The sequence below is a fragment of the Telluribacter humicola genome, assembly GCF_017355935.1.
GTDB lineage: Bacteria > Bacteroidota > Bacteroidia > Cytophagales > Spirosomataceae > Telluribacter > Telluribacter humicola.
This window is the reverse complement of record NZ_JAFIQT010000001.1, coordinates 767,019-781,574: the sequence shown is the minus strand read 5'-3', so window position 1 is coordinate 781,574 and position 14,556 is coordinate 767,019. Positions and strand designations below refer to the sequence as shown.

Genomic DNA, 14,556 nt, shown 5'->3' with positions numbered 1-14,556 from the left:
TTCTTGAAAATGGGTGCAAATCACTACTTAAGTAGCTGTTTTCAGAAATAGGCTCTGTCTACATTTGAGCAGTTAATTAATCATCAGAAAACTACATAAAGAGATGGAAAATGTAACACCCCTGGTACCACCTAGCTGGAACGGCAGCCTATCGTTTGGCTGGGAGAAAACGAAGCAGTACTTTCTGCCCCTGCTGCTGATCATAGTAGTCATAGCCATTGCCAACGCTCCCGTTGACCTGATCAAGAAGAACGAAGAACAGGAGTATACCTCCACCCGGATCATGCTCGAGATCATAGGGGTGGCCTACTGGTTGTTACTCCTGCCTATATTTGAATACAGCGCTGACCTGATGTTTGTACAGGCCGTACGTAATCAGAAAATAGACTTAAAAGATATCCTGGCTGGCTTCAACAACTACCTCAACATCGTACTGGCCCACCTGCTGGTTACTGCACTGATTGGTATTAGTATGATCGCCCTGATCATTCCGGGTATTATTGTTGCCTGCCGACTCGTGTTTGTATCCTACCTTATTATGGACAAAAAACTGGATCCCATTGCAGCCGTTGAGACTAGCTGGAAACTGACGAGCGGACACGGCTGGCGCATCTTTGGTCTGGGTGTCACCTCTATCTTTATTTTCCTAATAGGGTTGATATGCTTTATCGTAGGGATATTCCCGGCCCTGATCTGGATCAAAGCCTCTTTTGCCTCGCTGTACCGGGCAATTCTAATCGAGAAAGAAGGGGGTGTAGGGTATTAATCCTATGTATTCGTACCCGTGACACGGGTGAACCTTTACCTGTGGCACACCTCAAAGGGGTGCCACAGGTATTTTTATGCAACAGTAGTATGCAGCTTCTCCGCCCAGGCTAGTAGCTGTTGGGCAGTCTGAGCGGGATTATCTTCGGAAATGTCAATCTTGAATACGCTATCACTGGCACGCATGGAAAGGCCGTGCAGGTAAGCCTTATCGTAGTAGGTCAGGGTGATATCAGCTACGGTTGCGTAATCGTGCTGCTCCAGAGCCGCCATAGCCGCCTGGTGATGCTGACCGCCGAGGCGCTTGCGGATTCGATCGGTAGCCTCGAAAAGCAGATTATGGTCATAGCAGGCGTACTCGCGTACCAGCCGCTGGATACGCACTTCCTTGGGTAGGTCTACAAAAGCTACGGGTGCCACTCGCATTTGCTCCCAGAGAGACAGGGGTACAAAGCAGCGTCCCACGGTACGGCTTTCGTCTTCAATCCAGATCCGGCGCTCCGGGTCCAGCTGTTGCCACTGCACCGAGATATCATTTTCGTATTGTTCGGACGTAGGCTGCGGAGCCTGCCCGATGGCCCCGTAGGAGGAGCCTTTATGATGAGCCAGGGCTTCCAGGTCCAGTACCTGTTCGCCCAGCTTATGGAGTTCTTTCAGAATCTCGGTCTTACCACTGCCCGTTTTTCCACCTAATACTACCAGTTGACGGGGCTGGTCAAAGCCATCCAGTACCAGGTTTCGATACGCTTTATAGCCACCCACTAAGGTAGATACTTTCATACCCGCCGTTTCCAGCAGCCACGCGAAGGAGCCACTGCGCATTCCCCCGCGCCAGCAGTGCACAAGTATCTCCCCATCGGGAGCCAGAGCTTTGGACTGGCGTACAAAGTCCGCCATCTTAGGGCCTACGTATTCCAACCCCCGCAGCAGGGCATCGTCCTTGCTCACCTGCTTATAGGCTGTACCTACTACGGCACGCTCCTCATTGGTAAAAAGGGGAATATTCACCGCCCCCGGAATATGCGCCTGCGCAAACTCTCCCGGCGAACGCACGTCCACTACCGGTAAGGTAGCGGCTCTCTTCAGAAACTCTTGGGGGGACAAGGCCTGGGGCATAGCTGGTTTGGGTATATAGGTGTTGGGATGTTAGTAGTTCGTTATTGGATGAATACAGGCATGTGTCGCCTCGGTAGTAGCTTGTACTCATGCCAGGTACTTTACCAGGGCATTGCTGTGCTGCTATTTACATATATTAATAAGCAAAAAGCTAACGGCTACTACCTAATAGCTAACAGACTACCTTCTACCCCTCTTCTTCTAACTCCCGCAAATACATTTGTATTGTATTCTCAAGGCCATAATACAAGGCATCGCAGATCAGCGCGTGGCCGATGGATACTTCGTCCATCCAGGGAATGCACTTTCTCAGATAACGCAGGTTATCCAGGCTCAGGTCATGACCAGCGTTCAAGCCCAACCCGACCTGACGCGCCATTTCGGCCGCCTTCACGAAGGGAGCTACTGCCGCCTCACGATCTTCAAAGTAATGGTGCGCATAGGGTTCCGTATATAGCTCTACGCGGTCGGCTCCACAAAGTTTGGCGCCCTCTACCATACGCTCGTCGGCATCCACAAATACCGATACCCGGATACTCTCCTTCTTAAACTCCGACACCAGTTCGGTCAGCAACGCCTTATTATTCACCGTATCCCAGCCGGCATTGGAGGTGATAGCGCCCAGTGCATCAGGTACCAGGGTTACCTGAGCCGGCTTCACAGCCAGTACCAGATCCACAAACTTCTTTTCGGACGGATTTCCCTCAATGTTAAACTCCGTTGTCACGACCTCCTTAAGGTCATAGACATCCTGGTAGCGAATGTGCCGCTCATCGGGGCGTGGATGCACGGTAATACCCTGTGCTCCAAATGCTTCGCAGTCCAGCGCTGCTCTTACTACATTGGGGTTGTCTCCACCGCGCGAGTTGCGAAGCGTTGCTATTTTGTTGATATTTACACTAAGCCGGGTCATAAGGTGGGTTGGGTTAGTAATTCGGTGAATGCTGTCTAAGATGATGGAACCGAAAGCCGGGTTTCGTAACTTTGCCCCAAAGTTATCTTTTACGGACAGATGTTGCCAAAGAAATATTTTTCTTTACTCCTACTCTCACCGGAGTAACCTAAAAATACATCTCTGTGGCTACTGTCCCTCCAAAATACTCATATACATTAGCTAAGACTCATGTCACTCAAAAGTCAAGTAGAAGCAGGTATCAAGGATGCCATGCGGGCCAAAGATCAGGACAAACTGCGCACCTTACGTGCTATCAAGTCATTGATCCTGCTGGAAGAAACCAAGGAAGGAAGTACCGGCGGTGATCTATCGTCCGAAGAGGAAATCAAACTCCTGACCAGAGCCGCCAAGCAACGCAAAGAAGCCGCCGAGGTATACCAGACCCAGGGACGCGAAGACCTGTGGACGAAGGAAGAGGCCGAACTGGCTATCATAGAGCAGTTTCTGCCCAAGCAGCTTACCGAAGAGGAAGTAAGAGAGCGCCTGCAGGATATCATAGATCGTGTAGGAGCTAAGGGGCCCTCTGACATGGGTAAGGTTATGGGTGTAGCTACCAAAGAACTGGCCGGACAAGCCGACGGACGTACTATTTCCACCTTAGTGAAGAGTATGCTGGCATGATGCTTCTGGATGTCCTCATCCTGATTCCCCTGCTGTGGGGGGCTGTCAATGGCTACCGCAAAGGACTACTCATCGAGATCATCGGGGTAGTAGGTCTGGTGGTAGCCATGGTAGTTGGTTTTAAATTTCTGGGGCTGGGTATGGAGATATTGGCCCCTTATATTAGTGTGTCCGCAGCCCGGCGTATACTACCCTATATTGGCTTCTCGGTCATATTTTTCCCTACGGTATTTATGCTGAATCAGTTCGGCTACTCCATCCGCCGCACCCTCCGCTACACCATGCTGGGAACCTTTGATAGTCTGGCGGGTGCTTCCGTCGGTATATTTACGTGGGTCTTCGGAACGAGTGTATTCTTCTGGTTGTTAAGTACTATTGGAGTGAGAATACCCGAACATCGTACCGAAGGCACCCATATTTTTCCGCTTATTACCCCCGTGGCTCCCCAGGTCATCACCTCAGCCGTAGAGTGGTGGCCCACCGGAAGTCAACTGATCCGGGACTGGAAGAGAGAGTACCTGGAGGGCGACCAGGAAGGGAACAGTTAAAAGGGTTTCGGTGTTGGTGCCTGCAACAAGTGGAGTAGTAACCGACAGAGCGCATATGCGTCTCCCCTCACCCATTGATATTCAAGCATTGAATTTATACTGATATAATGATAACGGAGGTAAAAGAAAAGGCCGATATTCGGAAGCTCACGGTAGAGCAGATGAAAAAGTGGCTGACAGAACAGGGTGAGCAGGGCTTCCGGGCTAAGCAAATCCATGAGTGGTTGTGGAAGAAATCGGTACGCTCCTTCGGTGAGATGACCAACCTGTCGCTACGTACCCGCGAGCTGCTGGACGAGCACTTCGCTATTTACTCCCTCACCACAGCCAAACAACAGCAGAGCAACGACGGTACCATCAAGTCGGCCTTCCGGCTGCACGATGCGCACCTGGTAGAGGGGGTACTTATACCGGCCGATGACCGCATGACCGCCTGTGTCAGCAGCCAGGTTGGCTGTTCGTTGACCTGTAAGTTTTGTGCTACGGGGTACATGGAGCGCAAGCGCAACCTCGAAGCCGGTGAAATATACGATCAGGTGGTAGAGATAGCCCGTCAGGCCGACGGCAGCTTTGGTGCTCCGCTTACTAATATTGTGTACATGGGTATGGGTGAGCCTCTGCTCAACTACGCCAACGTACTTCAGTCCATTGAGTACATTACCTCGCCGCAGGGCTTAGGTATGTCACCCAAGCGGATTACGGTATCGACGGCGGGTATTGCCAAAATGATAAAGAAACTGGGGGATGACGAAGTACGCTTCCGGCTGGCCTTGTCGCTGCACGCCGCTAATGACGTCAAGCGTAACCAGATCATGCCCATCAACGAGTCAAACTCGCTTGAAAACCTGGCGGAAGCACTGAATTATTTTTATAAAAAAACCGGCAACCGCATCACCTTTGAGTACATTGTATTCCATAACTTCAATGATACTTTGCAGGATGCCAAAGAGCTTTGGGAGTTTACGAAGAAGGTACCTGCACGGGTAAATATCATCGAATACAACCCCATTGCCGAGGCTGCTTTCCGTAATACCGAAGCTGACCGTCTGGATCAGTTTGCAGCCTTTCTGGAGAATAAAGGCGTGACTGTGAGTGTCCGACGTAGCCGCGGCAAGGATATTGATGCTGCCTGTGGGCAGCTTGCTAATAAGAATTAAGAGAAAGGGTCGCCGGTGGCGACCCTTTCTTGTTTATATCACTTAACAATTTCTTAACATTGGCCTCAGGAAGTTTAAGTACTTTTGCACAATTTTTATATTTAACCCTATTTCTATGTTTGGCTTAGAGACCGACATTTTCCTCCTCCTGGCGTTTAGTCTTTTTGCTGCTTGTGCTTTTGAGTTTGTGAATGGATTTCATGACACAGCCAACGCCGTCGCAACCGTAATCTACACGAATTCTCTCAAACCTAATGTAGCCGTAGTCTGGTCGGGCTTTTGTAACTTCCTGGGCGTATTCTTTGGTGGTATAGCCGTAGCCATGGGTATTATTAACCTGCTACCCGTCGAACTGCTCATTGATCAGAATGTATACCATAGTATAGCCATGGTACTGGCGCTGCTATTTAGTGCTATTGTCTGGAACCTGGGTACCTGGTACTTCGGTCTTCCCAGTTCGAGCTCACATACCCTGATTGGCTCTATCCTGGGGGTAGGTCTGGCCTTTACGTTTATGCCCGAAAATACTACGGGTGTAGGAGTTAACTGGACCAAAGCTCAGGAGATATTTATATCGCTGCTGGCTTCTCCCCTGTTTGGATTTTCGCTGGCAGTAGTACTGATGTTTATTCTACGTCGTATGCTCGATAAGCCCCTCCGTAACGTAGTATTCAGCGAGCCTCAGAAAAATCAGCCCCCTCCGACCTGGATACGCGGTATCCTGATCCTAACCTGTACGCTGGTAAGCTTCTTCCACGGCTCTAACGATGGACAAAAAGGAGTAGGATTGGTAATGCTGATCCTGATTGGAATTACGCCGGCATACTTTGCCTTGGATAATGATATGGATCCCCGCCTGATGCAGAGCAACCTGACAAGTATCGAAACTACTCTTAACAAAGTAGATACTACTAAGCTTTCAGCCAAGCACAGAGCCGGATGGACAGAAGCCAGGCAGGAAATAGATCGCCTGCAGGGCCATTTGAATGAACCCATACAGGACAATAAATTCAAGGAAGGTGAGCGTCTGGAAGTACGTCGTTCCCTACTCCTGATCAGCCGTAACGTAAAGGATATCGTAGATAGTGGTGATGCAAACCTGAATGCAGCAGAAGCAAGTGAGATAAAAGCACAAACCGATAATAAAATAGGTCTGCGTCGCTTTACGGACTATGCCCCTGACTGGGTAATACTGATGATCTCGCTGTCACTGGGCCTTGGTACCATGGTAGGCTGGAAGCGTATCGTAATCACCATCGGTGAGAAGATCGGTAAGCAGCACCTTACCTATGCTCAGGGTGCCTCCGCTGAGCTGGTAGCTGCCAGTACCATTGGAGTATCATCGGGCCTGGGTCTGCCGGTAAGTACTACGCACGTACTTTCGTCCGGGATTGCCGGTACGATGGTGGCCAGCAAAGGTATCAAGAACCTCCAGGCCGGTACCGTACGGAATATCCTTATCGCCTGGGTACTGACCCTGCCGGTAACCATGTTCCTATCGGCTACGCTGTACTCTTTCTTCCGCTGGATCTTGTAATTCAAGACCCCATACATACTTAAAAGTAAAGCCCGATATCCGTATCGGGCTTTACTTTTATCCCCCCTCTACCAGCTACTAAATGAGCTAACATTCAAAATTGCTGTTATTTTTACGCCTGTTCGCCGGATGGTTGTGTTGTAATCAATGAAACAAGCAACTTTGAAGTAGCTGATTTGAACGAGGAAAAGTAGCATTATGTTATGTATACGTTTGACAAACAGTGCTGAACAGGCTCTTTTATCCAGTTGTACCAGCGCCATGTACTAGGAGTTATTTTCAAATAAGTACCTGTTACACGTTTATTTATAAGCTTTGAGAATTCCGTTTTTTAGATAAAAAGCAAAACCACAACATCAAATGACCAATCAGATAGCGGAGCAGGTGGCTCGTTACGGATACGTGAACGAAGCGGTAGCGAAAAACATTGATCTGGTAGAGGAGATAAACCGCCTCAAAAAAGAAAAAAACGCTATTATTCTGGCGCACTACTACGTAGATGCCGAAATACAGGATATAGCCGACTACCTGGGCGACAGTCTCGGGCTATCGCAGCAGGCTGCCGCTACTGATGCGGACATGATCGTGTTCTGCGGGGTGCACTTTATGGGCGAAACCGCTAAGATTCTTAGTCCCAATAAAAAAGTAGTTATTCCTGACCTGAATGCGGGCTGCTCACTGGCTGACTCGGCTCCGGCGGATAAGTTTGCAGCCTTCAAGGCGCAGTACCCCGACCACCTCGTGATCAGCTACATCAACTGCTCAGCCGAGATCAAGGCGCTGACGGATATTGTATGTACTTCGTCCAATGCCCTGCAGATCGTTGGGAGTCTTCCCCCCGATCAGAAGATCATATTTGCGCCGGACGCTAACCTGGGCAGGTATGTATCCAAAAAAACAGGTCGTGACATGGTACTGTGGGATGGTGCCTGTATTGTACATATAGATATATCCCGTGAGAAGCTGCAAAAGCTACGCGAAGAGAATCCGGAGGCGCTACTTATCGCGCACCCGGAGTGTAAGGAAGATGTACTGCTTCAGGCCGATTTTGTCAGCTCTACCACCGGACTCCTCAAATTTGTACAGGAATCTCCGCACGATACCTTTATCGTAGCTACCGAAGCGGGTATCCTGCATAAGATGAAAGAGGCGGTTCCGCATAAGAGGCTGATTCCAGCTCCGGCTACCGAAAACAATACCTGTGCCTGCTCAGAGTGTCCTTACATGAAGATGAATACCCTCGAGAAGGTATACAAGGCGCTGCTGTACGAGCAGCCGGAAATCCAGGTACCCGAAGAGACCCGCAAGAAAGCCTACGAATCAGTGGCCCGCATGCTGGAGCTGAGTAAAGGGATATAAATGGGGATGAAACGCCTTTTCGTATTGCTTATACTGGTAACTACGGCGGCCTGCCAGAAATCCGCCAAAGATGTGCAGGAAGCTCAGAGGCGGTTACTGGCAGTACCCAAGTGGTATATTCAGGAGATAGCGATGGATGAGGTACCTGTTTTCAAAGAAGGCAGGCATATTCCGCATATCAGTGGCGTGCGATTTGATACGCATATGGATTGGCTCAGCTTCCGCCCCGACGGCTCCTTTGAGGGTCACTTTCAGGGACCGGGCAATACGCAGCGCTTTCAGTGGAAAGCCTATCCGGTGCAGAATGTGATCGCTCTGCGTGATTCAGTCACCAAGACGGGCGGGTGGAACATCTACCCGCGTAATGTGTATGAGGATTATTTTGTAATGGAAACGCGGAGTACCATTTATGATCCGCCGCGTGTGACTAAATTGTCTCTAAAGTTTGTAAATAAGCAACCTGAATAACGGAACTATCTTTAACAAGACACCAGCAGAATAAAAACATCTGTTTATGCCTCAGTTCGATTTCCTGATCATCGGCTCCGGTATCGCCGGACTTAGCTACGCCGCCAAACTGGCGCGCCATTTTGAAGCCAAAGAGGAACCCATCTCTATCGGAATCATTACCAAAGTACAGGCCGATGAAACTAATACGAAGTACGCACAGGGAGGCATTGCCGCCGTTTGGGCCGAGTCCGATTCGTTTGAGAAGCATATTCTGGACACGATGGATGCTGGTGATGGTATGAACAAACGGGATATTGTAGAGATCGTGGTGACAGAAGCGCCCGAGCGCATTCAGGAGCTGATCGACTACGGCACCCGCTTTGATAAGGTACCTGACGGTGATTATGATCTGGCCAAGGAAGGAGGACACTCAGACCATCGTATTCTGCACTTTAAAGACATCACCGGAGCTGAAATAGAGCGCGCTTTACTGGAGGAAGTAAAGCGCCACCAATCCATTCAGATATTTACCCACTACTACGCCGTAGAGCTGATTACGCAGCACCATCTGGGGCAGACAGTATATCGGTACCGTGAAGATATTGAGTGCTACGGTGCTTATGTTCTCAATCGGGAGACTGCGGGGGTTGAGAAATTTCTGGCCCGCACTACCGTGCTGGCTACCGGCGGTATCGGTAATATTTACCAAAGTACCACCAACCCTACCATCGCTACCGGTGATGGTATCGCCATGGCCTACCGCGCCAAGGGTATCTGTGACAACATGGAGTTTGTGCAGTTTCACCCGACCAGCCTCTACCAGCCCGGTACGAAGCCCTCATTCCTGATTTCGGAAGCCGTACGAGGCTTTGGGGGTATCCTCAAGAATGCCGACGGCAGTACCTTCATGGAGTACTATGACGACCGCCTCTCACTGGCTCCGCGCGATATCGTAGCCCGGGCTATTGACTCGGAGATGAAGAAGAATGGGGTGCAACATGTGTACCTGGACGTTCGTCATCTTGATTACGAAAAATTCCTCGAGCACTTCCCTAACATCACGCAGTACTGCCTTAACATCGGTATCGATGTGCGTAAGGAGATGATTCCGGTGGTACCGGCCCAGCACTACCTCTGCGGAGGTGTGAGGGTCAATGAGTGGGGACAGACCAATATTAACTTCCTGTACGCCGTGGGTGAATGTGCCTGCACAGGCCTGCACGGAAGCAATCGACTAGCCTCCAATTCCCTATTGGAAGCAGTGGTATTCGGCCATCGCGCCTACCTCAGTACGCTGGAGCACTTTGCCCAGGCCCGTATCCCTGACGACATCCCCGAATGGGATGACTCCGGTACAACTCACCCCGAAGAGAATATCCTGGTGACGGAGATGACCCGCGAGCTCAACAGTATTATGTCCAACTACGTGGGTATCGTGCGTACTAACCGCCGTATGAAGCGCGCCTACGATCGCCTGGAACTCCTGCATCAGGAGCACGAACAACTGTACCGGGAGTCGAAGGTGTCAGTCGCGATCTGTGAGCTGCGTAACATGATTACGGTGTCGTACCTGGTGCTTAAGATGGCTATGGCCCGCCGTGAGAATGTTGGCCTCCACTACAACTTAGATAACGTCCGTCAGGAAGCTACTGCCTAGGAGCCAGAACATGTTAGTAATAAGAGAGAGCTTATCCTGATGGATAAGCTCTCTGCTTTGCTATATTCACCAAACCATTTAATTTTAAAATTCAAGCCGGTAGTTCAGTACCGGAATAAGTCCTGTCTGCGTGATGAGCTTCACCTGATCGTTCTTGCTGTCGTAGTAGCGATCGTACGCATTCAGCCGGTTAGATACGTTCTGAATATCCAGTGAAATGGTAGAGGTAGTTCTACGGCGGTTTTTGGTATAGCTCACCCGTACATCCGTCCGGAAGTAGTCAGGTAGCTGCTCCACGTAGCTCTGCTTCCAGTCGCGTACCGTCTCTCCCTTTTCTCTGGACTGAGCCAGATCAATAGGTGAAGTACGATTCCCCCCCGCCCAAAGTCCTTTCACATTAAAGGCAAAAATATTTGCTCCGTTAGTTCCCACTTTCCACTCCTTACCGGTCAGGACATTCTGCACAAAGCGGCCGTTAAAGCGGGTGTCGCGTTCTACACCATCGCGTCCGGTGTACTTCGATTGGTATAGCGATGTAGTACTCATGAAATAGATACCTCCCGTCAGGAACTTCTCCACCGTTAGCTCTACTCCATAGCTGCGCCCTTTGCCATCACTCATCAGCGAATCAGCCGAGAAGCCATCTACCGCATTGAGCAGGGAGTTGTAAAGCAGGTAAGGAGTGGTAGTAGCAACGGGACCAATAGGTACATGGTAGTGATGCTGGTAGTAAGTTTCGGTCTGGATGCGCCAGCTGCTCACAGGGCGGAACTCATACCCCGCTACCAGGTGCGCCGACTTCATTAGCTTAAGATCTTTATTAACCAGCGCTGTGCGGTTATCCCCCACCAGTACCTGAGCAAAGTAGGTAGAGATGGACTCGGTGCGGCTATGCAATCCTGTACCTAAGCTTATAGTATGCCGCGGTGCCACGTTCCAGCGCAGGCCCAGGCGCGGCTCTACGGAGTACTCGTTGTTTAAGGCAAGCAACATAGCATGTACGCCTGAATTGAGCGTTACTGTAGGCGATACGCGGTACTTCCACTGTCCGTAGGCCTGTATGAGCTGGGTATTGCCCTTCTGATCTATCCGGGTACGCAGGATACCTTCGGCATCGTTGGCATCGAAGAGGTTGAACTGCAGGTGGCTGGCTATGGCACCTACCCGCAGAGCGTGCCGGGAGTTGAGCTTATAGTTATACGCCACCGACAAGCGCAGAGCCTGGTTGACAAACTGCTGCTGGTAGGTTGTTTCTTTTTCTTTATTAAAATAATTTTCTCCCTGGCGGGTACCTGAGTAAGATACAATGGTCTCTACGTAGGCCTTGCTGTTGATATAGCGAAGGTAGTTAAGGCCCATCATAGCGCGGTCAGACTTGAAGTTGCTGCGGAAGCTTTCTACATCGTCTACCTGTGAGCTAAGTCCCCCCATTCCCCACACCGATACAACTGATTTTCCTTTACTGGGCAGGTGTACCTTAAAGGCCGCATCCTGAAAGTTAGTTACGGCATCACCGTCTATCTTTACACCTATTTTTCCAAGCAGGTTAAGTGTGGAATAGCGGTAATTGGCCAAGTAGGAGGCTCCTCCCTTAGGACCAATAGGTCCCTCAGCTGCAAAGTCCAGACCCAGTACTCCTGCCTGCATCGCATATTCACGCTTTTCGTTGTTGCCCTTACGAAGCTTCAGGTCAAAAATACCCGAGGTAGCGTTACCATACTCAGCCGGGAATGCACCGGTCAGGAAGTCGGAGTTGCCCAGTACGTTAACGCTTAACGCGCTGATTCCCCCACCGGAAGAGCCCTCAGCTCCGAAGTGGTTCGGATTAGGAATTTCAACTCCTTCCATCCGCCACTGCAGGCCTTTGGGACTATTCCCCCGGATGATGATCTGGTTATTACCATCGTTGTTAGTAGCTACACCAGCAAATGAAAGAGCCATCCGGGCCGGGTCATTTACCGAAGCGGCGTACCGCTTGGCCTGATCCACGGTGAAGGAGCGCGCGCTGACGCTGGTCATGTCATTGAGTGGATCACCATTTTCTTTCTGCGCTTTTATGACTACCTCATTCAGTACCTTCAGTGACTCCGTCAGCTTTACGTTCAGCTCCACCTCCTTCCCCGAGCCTACTACGATCTCCTGCAGTACCGCATCTTCATAGCCCAGGCTGGTGATTTTGATAGAATGGCGTCCAATGGGTACCGCTTCGATCCTGAAATTACCGTCGACATCCGTAGCACCTCCCTTGATGGGAGTAAGTGACGTAACAATAACGTTGGCCCCGATGACGGGCTGCCTGGACTCGGCGTCCAGGATTTGTCCTTTGATGGTTTGGGTTGGTACCTGGGCGTACGCCAGGGTGTAGCCGAAGGCGGCCAGCAGGATGGTAAATAGTTTTTTCATGGCTAAGTAGTGTTGCTATTCTGACAGCTCAATGACCGCCCCCCCCTATGGCGGGGACAAAAAATACCGGATGCGCTGCTTTTCGTAGCAAAAATGCGCAGCTACCCCAGCTCCCGAAATTAAGAAAGGGTGAAGTGGAAAAATGGGGTACCGAAGTAGCCTTTTAGGGCGAAGGAGGAAGAGTTTTTAATGTCGAATTTCAATTGCAGATTGTCGATTTAGGTACAATTGAAAATCTGCGATAGTACTTTGGGAAAGAAGTATTTCTTGCCAAGCAGTGGCCCCAGCGGCAGGCACCTCTAAGGCCAGTTTCTAAGCCAATAAAAATCTTTTGTACTCTCCTAAATGTACATTCTCATCTAAAGAACAATCGACAATCTGCAATTGAAACTCGATCATCCCTTCTACATCCACTCTGTACCGGGCCAGGTGGCGGCCTGCACGTAGGGCTGCGGCTGCCCTTTGGTACTGCGGCCAGCCCGGATGTATCTGGCCAGCAGCGCTTTTAGCTCTGTCACCTTCTGGGGGTATTGGGCGTAGAGGTTGGTTTTTTCGGCCGGGTCTTTTTCTACATTATACAGCTGCACCGCCGGTAGCCCCTGCGTCTCCTTCCCCGGCTTGGGGTAGCTCCATCCACCGGAGCCAGGATCCAATACCAGCTTCCAGTTTCCTTGCCGGATAGCAAAGGCCCCTTCTACGGAGTGGTGGACGGTGGCCTCGCGCACGGGCTTTCCGCTGGTTTTGCCCAGCCAGATGGGGCTCAAGTCGTAGCTATCCTCCGCCGCAGTAGCCGGTAGCTCTTCGTTCAGAATTCCTGCGCAGGTAGCCATGAGGTCGGTCAGGCAGATGGTCTGGTCGCTGCGGGTACCCGGCTTGATTTTTCCCGGCCACTTCACCACAAAGGGCACCCGATGACCTCCTTCGTATATATCTGCCTTGTAGCCCCGGTACCCATTACTCGAAAAGTGACCTTTTTTTTCCATATCGGTCGTGCCGGCGTAGGGAGCGCAGCCATTATCCGCCGTAAAAATCAGGATGGTATTCTGGTCGAGGCCGTTCTCCACCAGCGCCCGCTGAATCCGGCCTACAGCGTGGTCCACCATCAGCACGAAATCTCCGTACTCGTTCAGGCCGGACTTTCCGGCCCATTCGCCCGTAGGCAGGATGGGCGTGTGGGGTGCCGCCAGCGGCAGGTACAGGAAGAACGGTCCCGATTTACGTTGGCTCAGGTACGCAATGGATTTATCAATAAAGGTATCCAGTACCTCCTCGTGCCGGAAATCGGCCCCCGTCGGTCCCTTGCGCCACCAGCCAAACGCTGTCTTACTCTCCGTTTGCCGGTCCGGCTGGGTCGTTACCCGGCCGTTTTCCAGGTACACATACGGAGGAATATCAAGTGAGGCCGGAATAACAAAGGAGTAGTCAAATCCGTAGTAGTTAGGGCCTTTTTGTACCGGCTTCGTAAAATCAACAGGTTGGGTGGTATCAGAGGCCACCGCCCAATCGAGTCCCAGGTGCCACTTCCCGACGCTCGCCGTGTGGTAGCCGTTTTGTTTCAGAAAATGAGCCACCGTCATTCGCTTGTCTTCAATGAGAGCCGAGTCATAGCTCCACGTTACACCCTTTTTTAGTCGGCTCCGCCATGCGTACCGGCCAGTCAGGATACCGTAGCGCGTAGGGGTACATACTGCCGAGCCCGAGTGCGCATCCGTAAAGGCCATTCCTTCCGACGCCAGCCTGTCGAGGTGGGGTGTCCGGAAGCGAGCTTGTGCATTATAGGCTGATACATCTCCTGCCCCCATGTCATCGGCCAGAATGTACACGATGTTGGGCTTTGGGGCTGATACTTGCTCCTTTGGTTTCAGCCCCAGGCTTAGGAGTACCAGCACTAGCAGGGTAAGGAAGTACTTCATAGGGTACAGGAAGATGAGATGAGACACACTTGCGGGCGCCAGGCGTACACTTACTAAAAAAGCGCCGGAAACAGC

General features: G+C 51.0%; 12 protein-coding genes. 8 read left to right on the top strand and 4 right to left on the bottom strand.

Going from position 1 to position 14,556, the window contains the following annotated elements; genetic code table 11:
* The first annotated feature begins 103 nt into the window (after positions 1-103).
* Positions 104-766 carry a hypothetical protein gene (locus JUB14_RS03565; RefSeq protein WP_207504388.1) on the top strand — a complete coding sequence of 221 codons (663 nt, stop codon included), beginning with the start codon at positions 104-106 and terminating at the stop codon, positions 764-766.
* 74 nt (positions 767-840) lie between these two features.
* Here JUB14_RS03565 and mnmH read toward each other — a convergent pair whose 3' ends face one another.
* Both mnmH and JUB14_RS03555 read right to left on the bottom strand, forming a co-directional pair.
* The gene (gene mnmH, locus JUB14_RS03560; RefSeq protein WP_207504387.1) at positions 841-1,881 is read right to left on the bottom strand and encodes a tRNA 2-selenouridine(34) synthase MnmH; all 1,041 of its coding nucleotides are present in this window, start codon (positions 1,879-1,881) and stop codon (positions 841-843) included.
* A gap of 187 nt (positions 1,882-2,068) precedes the next feature.
* Positions 2,069-2,794: a pyridoxine 5'-phosphate synthase gene (locus JUB14_RS03555; RefSeq protein WP_207504386.1), complete on the bottom strand. Its 726-nt coding sequence runs from the start codon at positions 2,792-2,794 to the stop codon at positions 2,069-2,071.
* Positions 2,795-3,004: 210 nt separating this feature from the next.
* Here JUB14_RS03555 and JUB14_RS03550 point away from each other — a divergent pair, with 210 nt between their 5' ends.
* The 7 genes from JUB14_RS03550 to nadB all read left to right on the top strand — a co-directional run bounded on the left by JUB14_RS03550 (position 3,005) and on the right by nadB (position 10,165).
* A complete protein-coding gene (locus JUB14_RS03550; protein WP_207504385.1) occupies positions 3,005-3,457 on the top strand; it encodes a GatB/YqeY domain-containing protein in 453 nt (150 codons plus the stop codon).
* The gene (locus tag JUB14_RS03545) at positions 3,454-4,005 is read left to right on the top strand and encodes a CvpA family protein (RefSeq protein ID WP_207504384.1); all 552 of its coding nucleotides are present in this window, start codon (positions 3,454-3,456) and stop codon (positions 4,003-4,005) included. The genes JUB14_RS03550 and JUB14_RS03545 overlap by 4 nt, the downstream gene beginning before the upstream one ends.
* 107 nt (positions 4,006-4,112) lie before the next feature.
* Positions 4,113-5,162, top strand: coding sequence for a dual-specificity RNA methyltransferase RlmN (gene rlmN, locus JUB14_RS03540; protein ID WP_207504383.1), 1,050 nt, complete (start codon positions 4,113-4,115; stop codon positions 5,160-5,162).
* Positions 5,163-5,277: 115 nt separating this feature from the next.
* On the top strand, positions 5,278-6,699 hold the full coding sequence (locus JUB14_RS03535) for an inorganic phosphate transporter (RefSeq protein ID WP_207504382.1): 1,422 nt from the start codon (positions 5,278-5,280) through the stop codon (positions 6,697-6,699).
* Between the two features lie 360 nt (positions 6,700-7,059).
* Complete coding sequence (nadA, locus tag JUB14_RS03530; RefSeq protein ID WP_207504381.1) at positions 7,060-8,058, top strand: quinolinate synthase NadA; 999 nt, start codon at positions 7,060-7,062, stop codon at positions 8,056-8,058.
* Positions 8,059-8,064: 6 nt separating this feature from the next.
* On the top strand, positions 8,065-8,526 hold the full coding sequence (locus tag JUB14_RS03525) for a hypothetical protein (protein ID WP_207504380.1): 462 nt from the start codon (positions 8,065-8,067) through the stop codon (positions 8,524-8,526).
* 46 nt (positions 8,527-8,572) lie between these two features.
* Positions 8,573-10,165: an L-aspartate oxidase gene (gene nadB / locus JUB14_RS03520; protein ID WP_207504379.1), complete on the top strand. Its 1,593-nt coding sequence runs from the start codon at positions 8,573-8,575 to the stop codon at positions 10,163-10,165.
* An 84-nt stretch (positions 10,166-10,249) separates the two neighbouring features.
* Here the strand turns inward: nadB and JUB14_RS03515 are convergent, their stop codons facing one another.
* Together JUB14_RS03515 and JUB14_RS03510 are read right to left on the bottom strand one after the other, a co-directional pair.
* Positions 10,250-12,568 (bottom strand): TonB-dependent receptor, encoded by a 2,319-nt coding sequence (locus JUB14_RS03515; protein ID WP_207504378.1) that lies wholly within the window; start codon positions 12,566-12,568, stop codon positions 10,250-10,252.
* Between the two features lie 404 nt (positions 12,569-12,972).
* On the bottom strand, positions 12,973-14,508 hold the full coding sequence (locus JUB14_RS03510; RefSeq protein WP_310586065.1) for a sulfatase family protein: 1,536 nt from the start codon (positions 14,506-14,508) through the stop codon (positions 12,973-12,975).
* Positions 14,509-14,556 lie beyond the last annotated feature (48 nt).

Bases quoted from the DNA above. Each gene is read 5' to 3' on its own strand.
- JUB14_RS03545 (WP_207504384.1), top strand. From the start codon at position 3,454: ATGATGCTTCTGGATGTCCTCATCCTGATTCCCCTGCTGTGGGGGGCT.
- JUB14_RS03535 (WP_207504382.1), top strand. From the start codon at position 5,278: ATGTTTGGCTTAGAGACCGACATTTTCCTCCTCCTGGCGTTTAGTCTT.
- JUB14_RS03555 (WP_207504386.1), bottom strand. From the start codon at position 2,794: ATGACCCGGCTTAGTGTAAATATCAACAAAATAGCAACGCTTCGCAAC.
- nadB (WP_207504379.1), top strand. From the start codon at position 8,573: ATGCCTCAGTTCGATTTCCTGATCATCGGCTCCGGTATCGCCGGACTT.
- JUB14_RS03525 (WP_207504380.1), top strand. From the start codon at position 8,065: ATGAAACGCCTTTTCGTATTGCTTATACTGGTAACTACGGCGGCCTGC.
- JUB14_RS03550 (WP_207504385.1), top strand. From the start codon at position 3,005: ATGTCACTCAAAAGTCAAGTAGAAGCAGGTATCAAGGATGCCATGCGG.
- JUB14_RS03565 (WP_207504388.1), top strand. From the start codon at position 104: ATGGAAAATGTAACACCCCTGGTACCACCTAGCTGGAACGGCAGCCTA.
- rlmN (WP_207504383.1), top strand. From the start codon at position 4,113: ATGATAACGGAGGTAAAAGAAAAGGCCGATATTCGGAAGCTCACGGTA.
- JUB14_RS03515 (WP_207504378.1), bottom strand. From the start codon at position 12,568: ATGAAAAAACTATTTACCATCCTGCTGGCCGCCTTCGGCTACACCCTG.
- mnmH (WP_207504387.1), bottom strand. From the start codon at position 1,881: ATGCCCCAGGCCTTGTCCCCCCAAGAGTTTCTGAAGAGAGCCGCTACC.
- nadA (WP_207504381.1), top strand. From the start codon at position 7,060: ATGACCAATCAGATAGCGGAGCAGGTGGCTCGTTACGGATACGTGAAC.